Annotated in this window: 12 protein-coding genes; 8 read left to right on the plus strand and 4 right to left on the minus strand. The window is 52.2% G+C overall.

The window, feature by feature from the left end; genetic code table 11:
* Window positions 1-70 precede the first annotated feature (70 nt).
* Entirely contained in the window at window positions 71-286 is a 216-nt protein-coding gene (locus tag FU672_RS09100; RefSeq protein ID WP_148243008.1) for a DUF6500 family protein, read from the plus strand.
* Here FU672_RS09100 and FU672_RS09105 read toward each other — a convergent pair.
* Window positions 275-1,321 carry an NAD(P)/FAD-dependent oxidoreductase gene (locus FU672_RS09105; protein WP_148243009.1) on the minus strand — a complete coding sequence of 349 codons (1,047 nt, stop codon included), beginning with the start codon at window positions 1,319-1,321 and terminating at the stop codon, window positions 275-277. The genes FU672_RS09100 and FU672_RS09105 overlap by 12 nt on opposite strands.
* Window positions 1,322-2,066: 745 nt before the next feature.
* On the opposite strand from FU672_RS09105, the gene proA reads away from it, so the two are divergent.
* Window positions 2,067-7,961, plus strand: a complete 5,895-nt coding sequence (proA, locus tag FU672_RS09110) for an anti-phage protein ProA (RefSeq protein ID WP_148243010.1) — start codon at window positions 2,067-2,069, stop codon at window positions 7,959-7,961.
* 456 nt (window positions 7,962-8,417) lie between these two features.
* Window positions 8,418-8,828 carry a YybH family protein gene (locus tag FU672_RS09115; protein ID WP_148243011.1) on the plus strand — a complete coding sequence of 137 codons (411 nt, stop codon included), beginning with the start codon at window positions 8,418-8,420 and terminating at the stop codon, window positions 8,826-8,828.
* Between the two features lie 44 nt (window positions 8,829-8,872).
* Here FU672_RS09115 and FU672_RS09120 read toward each other — a convergent pair whose 3' ends face one another.
* Window positions 8,873-9,328: a hypothetical protein gene (locus FU672_RS09120; protein WP_148243012.1), complete on the minus strand. Its 456-nt coding sequence runs from the start codon at window positions 9,326-9,328 to the stop codon at window positions 8,873-8,875.
* Window positions 9,329-9,660: 332 nt separating this feature from the next.
* Entirely contained in the window at window positions 9,661-10,545 is an 885-nt protein-coding gene (locus FU672_RS09125; RefSeq protein WP_148243013.1) for a LysR family transcriptional regulator, read from the minus strand.
* Window positions 10,546-10,658: 113 nt separating this feature from the next.
* Between FU672_RS09125 and FU672_RS09130 the strand changes: the two genes are divergently transcribed.
* The 4 genes from FU672_RS09130 to FU672_RS09145 all read left to right on the plus strand — a co-directional run bounded on the left by FU672_RS09130 (window position 10,659) and on the right by FU672_RS09145 (window position 14,622).
* On the plus strand, window positions 10,659-11,786 hold the full coding sequence (locus FU672_RS09130; RefSeq protein WP_148243014.1) for an alpha/beta hydrolase: 1,128 nt from the start codon (window positions 10,659-10,661) through the stop codon (window positions 11,784-11,786).
* A 49-nt stretch (window positions 11,787-11,835) separates the two neighbouring features.
* Window positions 11,836-13,032, plus strand: a complete 1,197-nt coding sequence (locus FU672_RS09135) for an MFS transporter (protein WP_148243275.1) — start codon at window positions 11,836-11,838, stop codon at window positions 13,030-13,032.
* Window positions 13,033-13,104: 72 nt separating this feature from the next.
* Window positions 13,105-13,728 carry a glutathione S-transferase family protein gene (locus FU672_RS09140; RefSeq protein WP_148243015.1) on the plus strand — a complete coding sequence of 208 codons (624 nt, stop codon included), beginning with the start codon at window positions 13,105-13,107 and terminating at the stop codon, window positions 13,726-13,728.
* A 156-nt stretch (window positions 13,729-13,884) separates the two neighbouring features.
* On the plus strand, window positions 13,885-14,622 hold the full coding sequence (locus FU672_RS09145; RefSeq protein ID WP_148243016.1) for a YoaK family protein: 738 nt from the start codon (window positions 13,885-13,887) through the stop codon (window positions 14,620-14,622).
* Here the strand turns inward: FU672_RS09145 and FU672_RS09150 are convergent.
* The gene (locus tag FU672_RS09150; protein ID WP_148243017.1) at window positions 14,572-15,021 is read right to left on the minus strand and encodes a MerR family transcriptional regulator; all 450 of its coding nucleotides are present in this window, start codon (window positions 15,019-15,021) and stop codon (window positions 14,572-14,574) included. The two genes, FU672_RS09145 and FU672_RS09150, sit on opposite strands and share 51 nt — an antisense overlap.
* A gap of 92 nt (window positions 15,022-15,113) precedes the next feature.
* Between FU672_RS09150 and FU672_RS09155 the strand changes: the two genes are divergently transcribed.
* Window positions 15,114-16,061, plus strand: coding sequence for an NAD-dependent epimerase/dehydratase family protein (locus FU672_RS09155; RefSeq protein ID WP_148243018.1), 948 nt, complete (start codon window positions 15,114-15,116; stop codon window positions 16,059-16,061).
* The last annotated feature ends 96 nt before the right edge of the window (window positions 16,062-16,157 follow it).

Genomic DNA, 16,157 nt, shown 5'->3' on the forward strand with positions numbered 1-16,157 from the left:
TCTGGCGCCGTAAGTAGATCACTGCTTACGGCTTTTTTAGCCTGAACACGAAAAGAGTAAAGGAGATGACGTGCGGCAAGAAATGAAGGAAAAGATCATCAGGATCTGTGATTCAAAAATTGCCTCTAAGGGAAGCGATGTTGGGCTTTCGTTTTATGCTTTTTTTGCTAATAAAAATGACGACCCTGAACTGCTTATGGAAGTGGCGCACTGGTGGATTATGGAGATGAAACTGGACCATTTTGAAAAGGCAGAAAAGATCAGAAAGCTCGTTTCAGCCCTGTAACACGCTAAAGCGGGATGGCCGGTAACATTGCGGGATTTCATCGCTCTGGCCGTCGCAAAACTCCTCTGAGACCAGTCTGCCAATCGTCGCTGCGCACGTAACGGCTGGGTGCATAGAGGCGACGTAAACCGTCCTGCTCTCATCAGTAAAACCAAGAACGGGATACCCATCCTGAATAACAGGACGCTCTCCTGTTGAGTACTGGATCAGAGCAGCCGACTCTGCGCCCGTGAGCCTGTTTCTTACCGCGCGTTGTGCAGCCTCCGCCGTTTCTCTGACGGTGCCGCTTGCCGGGTAATCTTCTGCGGCTATTAAATCCCCGTTGTGCGCTTGCCGAACCTCAATATCATCACCGGAGACGATCGTGTTAACCACGTTACGGGGGGCCGCAAAGCGCAGCAATATGGCCGGTGATGACAGAACTGGAACATGGATACCCACCCGCTCAGTCAGCGCTGGAATACCTGTACCGCAGGCCAATACGACGCAATCTGCATCCAGTTTCCCCCGAGAGGTCATGACGCCTGTCAGCTTCCCCTCCGTCATGCAAAGACCCGTAACAGTTGTTTGGGTATTCAGTACGACACCCTTCTCACAGGCATTGTCGAGCAATAATCGCGTTGCGCTGACGGCATCAATAGCACCATCTTTTGCAGCATAGCGGGCCTCTGAGGGAGGATTGTTCAAAGCAGGTTCAAGGCGGGCAATCTCCGCCTTGTGGAGGAGACGTTCGTCCTGCAGGCAGGACCCAGATGCCGCGCCGTAGGTTAACGAACCGCTCCATTTAATGTTAAGTTCCGGTATGTATTCTTCCAGCCTGTGCCAGTCCGCAAGTGCGATGCGCCGGATAAACACGTCTGCCGCATCATCCTTCACCACACCTGTCAGCCAGCCAAACGCGCTACCGGTTGCACCTGACGCAGGCGTATTCTGTTCAACGAGGGTGACGTCAAATTCACGGTGGGCGAGATGCCATGCGATGGATACGCCAGTGATCCCAGCACCTACGATGACAATCCTTTTTTTATGAGTCACGGTGCCCTACTCCTGGGTGGGAAACATGTTCATGCCAAGATGCGAAAGTAATCTCTTACAGGTTATTTTGCAGGATTGCAAAATTCGTGGGCGCAGCGGTTCAGGACGGCGGCTTTAGGGGGCTGCTTCAGGCGGTCCTCACCGTTTCAGAAGCGGACATCAAAAATGCTATACCTAGTTTGGTCAGTTATTTAAAAGCACATTACACTCTGAATACACGAATGTTCAGTACGCTTAGATCTTACATAATCAGTAGTTATATAGTCCTTACAATTACCCGATGTACCCAGGTCGTTCTCTGTGAAGACCAACGATGTGATGACAGACAAATGGGAAATATCGGCTCGCAGTAAGAATTTTAGTTATCACACATAGACAAAATATATAGTAGAGAAAAATATCCTGGTAATATTTAGCCGTTCATTTTTAATGAATATATCCCGCGAGGGGAAGATTGCCCTCTTTATCCTGCCAATAACTGGATTATCGAAGATGAAACAATCCGCAATCTTATTGCTGCAATCTTTAACAGATCGTTGTGAACTGCGGATAAATCCTAAGTTTCATGTGGCTTAGGTGTCTTTAATCCTTTATCGTATAAAGCATCAAAACAATTTTTAAGGGTACGTATCATGTCGACTAAAAGTTGGCCTGGTAGCCCCATTCAGCAGGATCTGTCCTACACCGGGTTGCTCCATCAATTAACATAGCCTGAGTGATATATTCTCATTGGAGACGGAATTTTATGAGCCTAAAGGCATCTGTCAGTGTCGCCCATAAGCTGGGATTCACCTCACACCAAAATGCAGTTCCTCTGTTACGTGAACTGGTACTACATAACGAATCTGACCAAATGTACCAGGACTTAACGTTGCATTTGCAGACAACTCCTGCAGTACTGGAAGCAAAACAGTGGAAAATTGATCGCTTGCTTCCTCATTCCACACTCGATATCCGTGATCGCGATATTAAGCTTGATGCAAAATGGCTGGCTGAGTTGACTGAAAGCGTGGTGTGCGAAATCACATTGTGTTTACGTCAGGGAGAGGATGAACTTTTTACAGTTAATTATCCGCTTGAAGCACTGGCAAAAAATGAATGGGGCGGCGATGCGATGGTTGAATTGTTGCCGTCTTTCATTACGCCTAACGACCCTGCGATCGATCGTCTGCTCAAAGCCACATCAGATGTACTTCGTAGCGCAGGGAAAAGAGAAGCCCTAGATGGTTACGAAAGCAAATCCAGAACTCGGGTCTGGGAGATAGCCTCCGCCCTGTGGACTGCCATTTGTAACATGAATATCAGTTATGCTCTTCCTCCTGCCAGCTTCGAACACAACGGCCAGAAGATTCGAACACCCGGAACCATCATAGAGGCAAGGATTGCCACGTGTCTGGATACCACACTCTTATTTGCATCCGCTCTAGAACAACTCGGCCTGAATCCACTGGTCTTGTTAACTGAAGGTCATGCTTTTGTCGGCCTATGGTTACAACCGCAAGAGTTTGCGCAACTTGTTACCGAAGATGTCTCAGCCGTACGTAAACGAATCGATTTGAAAGAGATGGTCGTATTTGAAACGACACTGGCAACACAAGCGCACCCGGCATCATTTACTCAGGCTTCCATAGAGGCTCTACAGCATCTGACAGAAAAAAAATTCTACGCCGCCATTGATGTACGCCGCGCACGAATGCAAAAAATTCGCCCATTAGCACTGGGAACATTAGGTGCGACTGCTCAGACTGAGGATACGGAACAGATTATTTCTCATGGATTTGAAGATGCGCCACAGCTACCTTCATTTGATATTGAGCTCGACATCGCTGATGAAAAAGGTGCAACAAGCCGACTGGTCCAATGGCAACGAAAATTGTTAGATTTAACAACCCGGAACCGCCTATTACATTTGCCGGAAAGCGCTAAAGGCATCCGATTATTATGTGCTAATCCCGGGATGCTTGAAGATAAACTTGCGGAAGGTAAGCGTCTGCGTATTGTTTCTTTGCCAAATCTCGAAACGGGCGGTCGAGATGCAGAATTATACCAGCAACAGACGCATGAGAACTTACGGGATGAGTATGCACAAAATGCGTTGGAACGTGGCGAAGTTGTCTCCTATCTTGAAAAAGAACGCCTTGAGTCTTCTCTAATTGATCTCTATCGCAAATCCAAAAGTGACCTCGAAGAAGGCGGTGCCAATACACTGTTCCTGGCGGTCGGTTTCCTTAAATGGAAAAAGGCTGCCGATGACCCTAAGAGTTATTCCGCTCCACTCATTCTTCTGCCTATTCAGTTGGATCGGAAAAGTGCGCTCTCTGGCGTGACGATGCGTTTGCTGGAAGAAGAACCTCGCTTCAATCTGACATTACTCGAGCTACTGCGAAACGATTTCGCGCTAACAATCAACGGGCTAGATGGCGAGTTACCAACGGATGAAAGCGGTATTGATGTTGATGGTATATGGAATGTTATACGCCGCGCAGTCCGTGATATCCCAGGCTTTGAGGTCACTCGCGATGTCGTGATCGGTACCTTTTCGTTCGCCAAATATCTGATGTGGAAGGATCTCGTCGACCGCACACCGCAACTGATGGAAAGCCCGTTGGTTAAATACCTGGTTGAGCGTGGGCTGGAAAATGCCACGTTGGAAAAGAGCGGTGAAATCATAGATGTCGATGAACTGGATAACGAAATAGGAACACAGGAGCTTTTTTTGCCATTACCTGCAGACTCCTCGCAAGTTGCAGCAGTAGTGGCGTCCGCAAAAGGTCGCGACTTTGTGCTTGACGGACCTCCCGGAACAGGCAAGTCACAAACTATAGCCAATATGATTGCGCACAACCTTGCGCTGGGCAGACGCGTGCTGTTTGTGGCTGAAAAAAAAGCCGCTCTGGATGTCGTTTACCGCAGGTTAGAGGCGCAAGGATTAGGTGAGTTTTGCCTGGAGTTACACTCCAGTAAAACCTCGAAGATGGATTTTCTAAAGCAACTTGAACGCGCGTGGGATGTGAGAGACGTGCTTACCGCCCAAGAATGGGATGAGGAAGCAAGCAAGTTGCAAACTCTTCGTGACAAACTTAATGACGTTGTTCGTTTGCTTCATAAACGTTGGCCTAATGGTTTAACGCTACATTATGCAATGGGTCGAGTTATAAAAGATGCCAGTGCAGCAACACCGCGATTTACATGGCCCGCTAATACGCTTCATACAGCAGAACAAATGGAATATTTCCGGCTCATAGCCAGACGCTTAGAGCTTAACCGTGCTGCTTTTCAACAACACGGTGAACATTTTGCAGCTATTGCACAAACAGACTGGACGAACGGATGGCAGTCATCACTTATTGTCAGCGCGAAAGCGCTACCTGGAAAAATAGAAGACCTGGAGCAAGCGACTGATACGCTACTGGAGACAAGTGGAATTGAACTGGATAGCAAAGAGCCAGCAAAACTGGCACAACTACTCGCTTTTTGTGAACTCCTGACCAAAGCTGTTGGAATCGATCTCAGTTTTATGTTCACTCCAGATGCGGCAGCCCGCATTCAGGCTGGCCATACTGCAATCGCTCTGCTTCAGGAGATAACCACCATCAAAGAACGGCTGTCAGTCAACTATCCTGCAGATAGCTGGCAACACATCAATGTGCCGCAAATCCGTCAAGCGCTAACACAAGCGGGTAAAAAATTCTGGTTCTTTGCCACCAGCGCGCGCAAAAAAGTTATCCAGGGAGTAATGCAGCAACATGCTCTCAGTTCAGCACCGGATTTGGCTGCCGATTTACCTGTTATTGATCTGCTACAGCCGTTGTCACAACGACTATCTGCGATAAGTAGCGAGACGGCAACGCTCCCGGGCTGGAACAGTCTGGAAACAGATTACGAGAAATTAGCAGCGACACTGGCACTTGCAGAAGAGATCCGCAACAAACTCGGCACATTAGGGTCCTCACCACAACAACTTGCACGGATTCGCAATGCCGTTAAAACCTTGGTTATTGATGGCAATGATTTGCTGGGATCGGCCGGTATGGTTGCGAATTCATGCCAGAGCCTCCGTACTGCACTTATCGGGTTTAGCGAAGCCAAAACAACTTTCTGTGGCCTGATAAAAACGCAAGAAGAAAATCCGTCGATCCCCATATTGCGAAACTGTGCGCTAAACATAATACAGAATTCATCGGCACTGAAAGCATGGAGTGACTGGAGTCGCGTGCGGGAGGAAGCGATTTCACAGGGGATGATGCCCATGCTGGATGAGCTTGCTAATCTTGATACCTCAGAAACAAGTGCCTTAGAGATTTTCGAAACAGCCTACTGTCGCTGGTTCGCCTCATGGGTCATTGATTCGGAACCGCTACTCCATAATTTTGTTCCTGCCGAACATATGAGTGACATTGAGGCCTATCGCAAGCATACCGATCGACTGGCAAAGTTAACAGTTCGTTATATTCGCGCGCGTCTATGCGGCGTAATCCCCGCAAAAAATGAAATAGCCAAGCAGGGAGGCTTTGCCTTACTGAAGCATGAATTACAAAAATCTCGTCGTCATAAGCCTGTACGGCAAATGGCCGCAGAGATGGGGGATGCAATGTCTAAACTTGCACCTTGCATGCTTATGAGCCCTCTTTCCGTAGCTCAATTTTTGCCTTCCAGCCAAGCTTTGTTTGATCTGGTGATCTTTGATGAAGCATCACAGATTTCCCCTTGGGACGCCATTGGCGCAATGGCGCGTGGTAAACAAGTTGTTGTGGCTGGCGATCCACGTCAGATGCCGCCAACCAGTTTCTTCAATCGCGGTGCAAGTGATGTCGACGATGATGTGGAAGAGGATATGGAAAGCATTTTGGATGAATGCCTTGCCGCCGGGTTATACAACCATAGTCTGAGTTGGCACTACCGTAGTCGCCATGAAAGTTTGATCACCTTCTCTAACCATCGTTATTATGATGGCAACCTGATCACCTTCCCTGCGTCAGAAACGCGACAAAGTGCTGTTCAATGGTGCAAGGTCGGTGGCGTTTATTCGAAAGGTAAAGGTCGTCACAATCAAGCCGAAGCCGAAGCCATCGTCGCAGAGACCGTAAAACGTCTAACTGATAAAAAATTTGTTGCTTCAGGTAAGTCGATTGGCATTATTACCTTGAACACTGAACAACAAAAACTGATCAATGACTTGTTGGATAGAGCTCGTCAGCAACATCCAGCAATCGAGCCCTTCTTTCAGCAAGAGCTTGATGAACCCGTGGTGGTTAAAAACCTTGAGACAGTTCAGGGCGATGAGCGTGATTTAATTATGCTCGGTATTGGGTTCGGCCCTACCGAACCCGGTGCCAATACAATGTCTATGAGCTTTGGTCCACTCAATCGTGAAGGAGGCTGGCGACGCCTGAATGTTGCCGTCACGCGTGCGCGTCAAGAGATGATGGTATTTACCTCATTCGACTCTTCGATGATCGATCTCAATCGAACCAGCGCACGTGCTGTCGCCGACCTTAAGCATTTCATAGAATTTGCTCAAAGAGGCCCGGTAGCATTGGCGCAGGCTGTTCGTGGATCGGTTGGTGGCTATGACTCACCTTTTGAAGAAGCGGTTGCTAATGGCCTGAGAAGGAAAGGCTGGCATGTTGTTCCGCAAATAGGCGTATCCCGTTTCCGTATTGATCTGGGGATCGTTCATCCGGATAAACCGGGCGATTATCTAGTCGGCGTTGAATGTGATGGTGCCACCTATCATAGTGCAGCCACAGCCCGCGATCGTGATAAAGTTCGCAGCGCTATTCTGCAAGGCTTGGGATGGAAATTATTACGCCTCTGGTCAACGGAGTGGTGGATTGATAAAGAAGGTGCGCTTGAGCGACTTGATTCGGCCATTCGCGATCTGCTTGAGGACTCCAGAGCTACTGATGCAATGCGCACAGATGAAGCAGAACAGTCTACTGATATTAGCGATGAAACAATCGCGGTTACAGAGTCGGATGATCTCCCCTTAACTACCGTCAATGTGCAGGGAGCCAACGATGGAGAGATCTCCGCTTCTGTAGAAGTGATAAAGCAACTCAGTAAAGAGCCTGAAGACGACGATAGCGAAGAGACCGCTGTGCCAGAGCTCAAATACGCCTCATCATCGGCCATGGAAGTCACCCTACTCGCTCAGGGCGCTAAATACATCGTTAATGACCTGCAAGAATGGAACAGCAGAGTTGATGCCGAACGCTTCTACATCGGTGGATATGACGAAACGCTGCGAGGACTCATCGACTCAGTGGTGAAAGCTGAATCTCCACTGCTGGAAACGACTTTGGTGCAGCGCATTGCACGCGTACACGGTTTTAATCGTGCTGGCAGACTAATTCGGGAAAGAGTGATGGAGTTGGTGGATCAGCACTATCATGTTGCGACAGATCATTTTGGTGAAAATTTTGTCTGGCAGTCAACAACTCAGCAGGCAGACTGGAATACGTTCCGTTTACCTGCGACAGAAAATGATATTCGCCAGATTGATGCTATACCTGCAGAAGAGTTACGCGCATTGGTTCTGAGTATAAAAGGTGAGAACCAAATTGCAGATATCTCCCGATCGTTGGGCATTAAGCGGCTAACAAGCCAGGCACGACAAAAACTGGAGTCATTACTGTAGGCCAGACTGGCTATTCCTGGGTTATCAACAGGAATAGCCTTCATTCAATCTTTGAGCCCCTTGTTTTTTCCCCACTAGCGCAAATTTGACCGCCTTGGTCTGGATGCGATAGATATTCGAAAAAAGTGGAACAGATAGCAGCATCCAATATCCGGTTTATTGCTGATGCTCGGAGATATGGATTTAACCAGCTTTGCCGGTGTCAGATTATTCAGGGATTCGTGACGCCGCGAGCAGCCCCTCACTGATTCATACCCGGCTACGCTAGTGGCCCTTGACAACCTTTCAAAGAATCCCCAAAGAATCGCGAACTTCCGCTTCTCGCTCATAGCAGATCTAACGTTACCTAATCCCTCAACTTCCCCACCAACGCTACCAGCCATAAAACCAGGTAGCTAGACAAACACGCCAGATTGTCACGTTAATACCCGTTCCCCCATCAACGAGGAATCGCGCATGACCCCACATCCGCTACGCCAGATCATTGAATCCTGCGACCACGCCATCACCACCAAAAACTATGACGCGCTGATGGAGTATTACGCCGACGACGCGGCTCTGGTGGTCAAGCCCGGCATGACGGTTAAAGGCAAAGAAAACATCCGCAGCGCGTTTATTGCCATCTCTGATTATTTTCAGGACCAGTTGATTGTCGAACAAGGGGAGATGCAGGTGATCGAAGGTGGTGGCAATGCCCTCGTTATCATGGAAACCGTTCTGCGTTTTCCTGATGGTCAGGGTGGAATAACGGAAATGTCGCGCCGCGCGACCTATGTTTTTCGGCAGGAAAGCGACGGTCGCTGGCTTTGTACCATCGACAACTCCTACGGTACGTCTCTTCTGGATACCGGGAACCGATCGCGTTAATCATGGCTTCAAAGGGGCGCTGCCGCCCCTCCACGCCAGCGCCCTTAATGCGCAGTAATGCGCGGCTCCTTCACAAACTCAGCCAGCAGCCACACCATGTCGTGCAGCAGGCCCGTCAGCTCTTTCGCGACGTGAGCGGGCAGCGTTCCACCCATAACCGCTTGCGTCAGCGCCAGAACATAGTCCACCTGAGTCTGGGTGTCCTGCCAGCAGTCCGGCACGCAGGAGTTCAGTTTCTCACCCATGATCAATTGCGCGATCAGGTCAGGCGGCAGATCGACATCGCAGAGTTCTCTTAGCTTACGCAGGGCAAGCAGCAGCCGCTCGCAAAGCACAGTAAACATCTTCGCATCTTCTATTTCGACCAGCACGCTCACCAGCGCGGCGCAGTTGTCGGCGACGACAAACAGATCGGCATCAGCCGGAAGCGGCCGGGAGATAAGTTGCAGAATGACGCTTTCGTCAGACGGGAGATAAGTCAGGGTTGGGATAGTAGCCATACAAGGCATCCTTCTATATGCAGTTCATTTAACCACCCAATGAGTTCCTACGCTCGGGGGGTAGCGCTGACAGAGGTAGGAATACCGCCCATATAGAAAAACGGCCAGCCTTACGGCTGCTCCGCCAGCGCCACCGCAATTGTAGCGGGATCGGTGCTGCCGCGACATACGAAATGTCACTATATGGTAGATGCGGGTTCCTACGCCCGATTGCGGATGTGCCGCAACGCAGGCACTTTACGACCCCGATCGGTCGAAGAAAAGACATAACCCTGAATTTCACGCGGTTAATTTGCGGTTTGCGAGGCGTCTTCCAGAAAGATAACGCCGCCCTAAATTTTAAGCGTATCGATCACGGCTCTCAGGGCTGGCGACACGTTACGGTGCGGATAATAGAGATACAACCCGTCCATGCGCAGGCTATAGCGCTGCAACACCCGGATCAGCGTGCCGCGCTCCAGATCGTCAGCCACCAGCTCCACCGGGACATAGGCCAGCCCAAGCCCCAGCCGGGCGGCTTCGGCTTCCATGTAGCTGTCAGATAGCGCCCATTGCCCCTCTGGTCGATGGGTGATTTTTTTCCCGTCCTGCACCAGCTCCCACTGATAGTCATTACCGTCGGCAAACTGGTAGGCAATGCAGGGGTGCGCCACTAAATCCGCAGGTGTCTGGGGAAAACCGTAGCGTCTGAAGTGTTCCGGGGCAGCCACAGCGGCCATTTCCATATCAGGCGTGATACGCACTGCAATCATTCCCTGCCCCACTTCCGGCCCCAGTCTGACGCCCGCATCGAACCGCTCGGCGATAATGTCGACGAAGCGGCTTTCATTCATCAGTTCCAGCCTGATATCCGGGTAACGCTGTTTAAAAATGGCGAGCTTTGGCAGCAGACATTTGTCGATAGCATGCTGGCTTGCATTAATACGTACCGTGCCGGACGGCGTCTGACGATAGTGTGCCAGGGTCGCCAGGCCCGTATCGAGCGTATCGAACGCGGACTCGGCGGTCCGATAAAGCTGTTCCCCGGCGTGTGTTAGCGACAGCTTGCGCGTGGTGCGGACCAGAAGCTGAACGCCCAACCGCTCTTCCAGCTCGCGAACCGAGCGGCTGATCCCGGATTGCGCCAGCCCAAGCCGCTGCGCGGCCGCCGTGAAGCTCCCTTCCCGTACCACCTGCATGAACAGGTACAGCTCATTATAGTTTTCCCGCTTCGCCATCACGCCCCCGATTTATAACAATATGATATGAATCCTAGCAGCTTTCGGCCTCTAATCAGCACTAATTCTGCTAACTATAATGACCGCAACACAACAACCCAGGGTCCATTTTCATGAAAACATTCACCCAAAAACTGTCCGTTGCGATGCTGCTATGTGCATCATTAAGTGGAGTGACAACAATGTCTTATGCAGAAACGACTAACCCAAACGCACCTGTCTCAATGGTGAGCACATGGGATAAAACCTTCGCCGAAAGTACTAAAGTCGACCACCGCAAGGTGTCCTTCCAGAACCGGTACGGGATCACCCTGGTGGGCGATCTGTATCTTCCCAAAAACCGCGGTGACCGCAAGCTGGCGGCGATTGCGGTCAGTGGGCCGTTTGGCGCGGTCAAAGAGCAGTCCAGCGGACTGTATGCGCAGACCCTGGCGGAAAATGGGTTTGTGACCCTGGCGTTCGATCCGTCCTATACGGGCGAAAGCGGCGGCCAGCCGCGCAACGTTGCGTCTCCGGATATCAACACCGAAGACTTCAGCGCGGCGGTGGATTTCCTGGGGTTACAGAAAGAGGTTGATCGTAACCGCATCGGTATTCTCGGCATCTGCGGTTGGGGCGGTATGGCGCTGAATGCGGCATCCATGGACACCCGCGTGAAAGCGGTCGCCACCAGCGTGATGTATGACATGAGCCGGGCGATGGGTCACGGCGTGGGCGACGGGAAAGATCGCTACTCAACGTCTGACCGCCGTGCCGTTCTGCAATATCTCAACGCACAGCGCTGGAAAGATGCTGAGAACGGTACCTTCGCGCACGGCGGCCATGACATTTATGTCGATGAAAACGGCAAGGTGACGGCGGCTGAACGTATTCTGCCAGAGGCGCTGCCAGCAGACCCGAACCCGGTCCTGAAGGAGTTCTATGACTACTACCGCATGCCGCGCGGCTTCCACGCGCGCTCCGTCAACTCCACCGGCGCGTGGACCGCGACCACGCCATTGTCCTTTATGAATATGCCGCTGCTGAGCTACGCCGGGGAAATTACGATCCCGACGCTTATCGTCACCGGTGAAAAAGCGCACTCCCGCTACTTTGCAGAAGATGCGTTTAAAGCGGTCGGCAGCAAGCAGAAGGAACTGGTGATTGTTCCGGGCGCAAACCATGTCGATCTCTACGACAATGTTGCCGGGAAGATCCCGTTCGTCCAGTTTGAACAGTTCTTCAAAACCAGCCTGAAATAAACCTCTCCGCCGTCCGTTTTTCGCGGGCGGCGCTTCGTGAAAGATGACTATGTCCACTCTGAACCCTACCACCTCACAGAATGAGGAACGTGCGCACTGGGGCGGTATTTTTGCCATGACTCTGTGCGTATTCGTCCTGATTGCCTCGGAATTTATGCCCGTTAGCCTGCTTACGCCTCTTGCCAGAGATTTGGGCGTTACGGAGGGGCTCGCTGGCCAGGGGATCGCCATCTCCGGCGCGCTGGCGGTTCTGACCAGCCTTTTTCTTTCCCGGCTTGCCGGGAATATGAACCGCAAACACCTTCTGCTGGGCATGACGATCCTGATGGCGCTCTCGGGGATGATTATCGCTTTCGCCCCAAACTATCTGGTTTACATGACTGGCCGCGCGCTGATAGGTATCGCTATAGGCGGGTTCTGGTCCATGTCTGCCGCAACGGCCATCCGCCTTGTTCCGCAGCATCAGGTATCGCGTGCGCTGGCGATATTCAACGGGGGGAACGCGCTGGCGACGGTAGTCGCCGCCCCGCTCGGGAGCTATCTCGGCGCCACCGTTGGCTGGCGCGGCGCCTTCCTGTGCCTGGTTCCCGTGGCGATAGTGGCGTTCCTCTGGCAACGTTTTAGCCTGCCCGATATGAACGGCAATAAAAATACGGCGTCACGCGCATCCGTCTTTCGGCTATTCCGCCAACGGGTGGTTTCCATTGGTCTGCTGGCCTGCGGCCTGTTCTTTATGGGACAGTTTGCGCTGTTTACCTATGTGCGTCCGTTTCTCGAAACCGTCACGCAGGTCACCCCCTCCGGCTTATCGCTGATTTTACTCACCATCGGCATCGCGGGTTTTGTTGGCACACTGCTCGTTGCTCTGGCCCTGAACGCCGCGTTTTACCTGACGTTAATCGCCATTCCCCTGCTGATGGCCGTCATAGCAGGCGTGTTGATACTGACCGGTCACAGCGTGTGGATCGTTGCCCTGCTGTTAGGCTTCTGGGGCATGCTGGCAACGGCGGCGCCAACGGGATGGTGGACATGGATTGCGCGAACGCTGCCGCAAGATGCTGAAGCCGGTGGCGGATTAATGGTCGCCGTGATCCAACTCGCCATTGCGCTCGGCTCAACGGCGGGCGGTATGGTGTTCGATCATAGCGGCTGGCAGAGCACGTTTGCATTGAGCGGAATATTGCTCCTGGGCGCGGTTGTGTTGACGCTTCTGCTTTCGCGTCTTCACAAATCACTCGCCGGATGAATTGTTGACGCTTTCCTTCACCGCTGGTGTATTGTTTTTAAACGATTCATCACTCTGAAGAGAAGCGGCGACATGATTAACATCCTCGGCAAAACCACCTCCATCAACGTGCGTAAAGTGCTCTGGACCTGCGAAGAAGCAGGCCTCGCGTATCAACAGGAAGATTACGGCAGCGGTTTTACCTCAACGGAAACGGATGCCTTCCGCGCCCTGAACCCCAACGCCATGGTGCCGGTGCTGATGGATGACGATTTCGTGCTGTGGGAGTCCAACGCCATCTGCCGCTATCTGACGCGTAAGGCCGGACGTCACGATCTGCTGCCCGCAGAACCGCAGGCCTGCGCCAACGTTGAGCGCTGGATGGACTGGCAGGCAACCGAATTCAATAATGCCTGGCGCTATGTCTTCCCGGCGCTGGGGCGTAAAAACCCGGACTTCAACGACCCTGAGCGCATTGCGGCGGGAATAAAAGAGTGGAACCACTGCATCACCATTCTGGAAAACCAGCTGCAGCGCACCGGGGCCTTTGCAGCGGGCGAGACGTTTACTCTTGCGGACGTGGTGCTTGGGCTGTCGGTGAATCGCTGGAAGATGACGCCGTTTGATAAACCCGACGTGCCGGCGATTGAGGCCTGGTTTGAACGTCTTAACCAGCACCCGGCTTTTTTGCGTCACGGCAATAACGGCATGATGTGAAGTATTCACGCCCCCCATGTTGAGCAAGGATATTTTATTTAATTACTAAACCCTGAGACGTGTCAGAGGGAATAATAATTAAGCCATATCCTGGACAGCCCGTTGCACCGCTTTGCTAGCCTGACTATTCAGGCAACGCTCAACCCGGAGGTATTCTTGCTGATTAGACTCAAGAAAGAACGAACGCATAAGGAGGATCGCCGGCTTGCTCTCTGGCTGGCGACCTCGGCAGGTTTGCTGAATGCCATCGCCCTTGGGGCATTTGGTTTTTTCCCCTCACACATGACCGGCAACACCTCACAATTATCCAGCGAAGTCTCTTCCACCGACCTGAGCGATATTATTTTCTTCGGCTCGATTATTCTCTCCTTTGTCGCAGGCGCCATTATTGCGCGCACGATCGTGATATGGGGCATTATCCATAACGTCAGGCTGATTTTTTGCCAGATCCTGTTTGTCGAGGGGATATTGCTGACCGGCGTCTCATTCTATGAGATGTATTTTCATGCCCTCACCAGCAACCGCGAGATTATTCTTTTTCTGTGCGGCCTGATGGGCATTCACAATTCCACCTCCACGCAGCTTTCCGGCGGACGGGTGAGATCGACGCACATTACCGGCACGCTGACGGACGCGGGGATATCCCTGGCCTCCGTACTGGTGGCGATGCTGCGCAGGGATTACTCCAAAGATACGGCGGCGCAAAAAAGCCAGCTGAAAACCCACTTAACCACCCTGTTCTCGTTTATTACAGGCGGTATTGCGGGGCTGCTGCTGTTCAGGTGGATCGGGTTTAACGCCATGCTGGCGCTCGGGTTGATGCTTGCCGTGGTCGCTATCGTTTCAATTATCACCGTCTCGACGCGGGTTCGACGAGTTCGGGCTACCGTCTGAGTGTTGCAGCTGCCCCAGCAGGCGCTGCATGTTGTCGTCGCAGGAGATCCCGTCCGGACGGTTGGTGATACTCGCGACCAGCGTCAGCAATTCTCTGCGGTTTTCCTCAAGCTGCTTCTGCATCGCTTCTATTTCGGCAATACGCGTCTTCAGGGACTGGATCAGTCCCTCATGATCCCAGTGCTGTTGCGGCTGCGGCAGGAAGCGGCGTATTTGCTCGAGTGAGAACCCGGTACGTTGCGCGTTGTCGATGATGTTCAGCAGCGCTGCCGCCTCTTTAGAATACGAACGGTAGCCGTTCCCCTGCCTGGCGGGCCGCGGCAGTAAACCTTCCGCCTCATAGAACCGAATGCGCGACGGGGAAATACCCGTCATTTTCGCCAGTTCGCCAATTTTCATTTCATCTGCTCTTACGTCTTGACCTTAAAGTTAACTTTAAGCTTAAACTTTTTATACGGTCAACCGGATCGTCATCTCATCAGGGAGCTCATATGCAAACTATTCTGGGTGCCAGCGGGCAAATCGCCCGTGAACTGACCCGCGAATTAAAACGCGCCTATACCGACGATATCAGGCTGGTCAGCCGCCATCCGCAGAAAGTCCACGACAGCGATATCACGGTTGCGGCCAATCTTCTGGATGCGCAGCAGACGCAGGAGGCGGTTAACGGCAGCGATACGGTCTATTTTACCGCCGGTCTGCCGCCTGATTCCGCGCTGTGGGAGCGTCAGTTTCCAACCATGCTGGAAAATGCGCTGGAGGCCACGCGAAAGGCGGGCGCAAGATTCGTCTATTTTGACAATACCTACATGTACCCCCAGAGCGACGTGCCGCAAACTGAAGAGACGCGCTTTGCGCCCCAGGGACGGAAAGGCAACGTGCGTGCGCTGATGGCCAACCGGGTGCTTGCCGAAATGCAGCGGGGCGACATTCCCGTTCTCATCGGTCGGGCACCGGAGTTTTACGGGCCTGAGAGAACGCAGAGCTTCACGAACAAGCTCATTATCGACAGGCTGAAGCAGCACAAACGCCCGCGCGTTCCGGTACGTGACGATACGCTTCGCACCCTCATCTGGACGCCGGATGCCAGTCGCGCGCTTGCCCTGCTGGGCAATACGCCTGAGGCCTACGGGCAGACGTGGCATTTGCCCTGCTGCGACGAAAGGCTGACGTATCAACAGTTTGTCACTCTCGCCTGCGATATCTTCAGCCAGAAGGCGGACTACGCCGTGCTGGGCAAGCTGGCATTCGCCGCGACGGCGCTGTTTTCGCAGGGCGCGCGCGAAATGCGTGAGCTGTTACCCAGGTACGACGTTGATAACCTGTTTGATTCGACGAAGTTTAAGCGGCATTTTCCCGACTTCCCCGTCACCTCATACCGGCAGGGTCTTGAGAACATCTGGCAGGAATGGACATCAAAAGCGCACAAAACAGCGTAACTGCGCTGCCGCACCGTCACAGGTGCGGCCTTTATTCGTGACAACGTCACTTTCACTCCTCGTCTTTAGGACTATTCTGCCTGACCCTCAATCAGC

Origin of the sequence: Enterobacter asburiae, from assembly GCF_008080435.1 — a bacterium.
Classification (GTDB): Bacteria; Pseudomonadota; Gammaproteobacteria; order Enterobacterales; family Enterobacteriaceae; genus Enterobacter; species Enterobacter asburiae_C.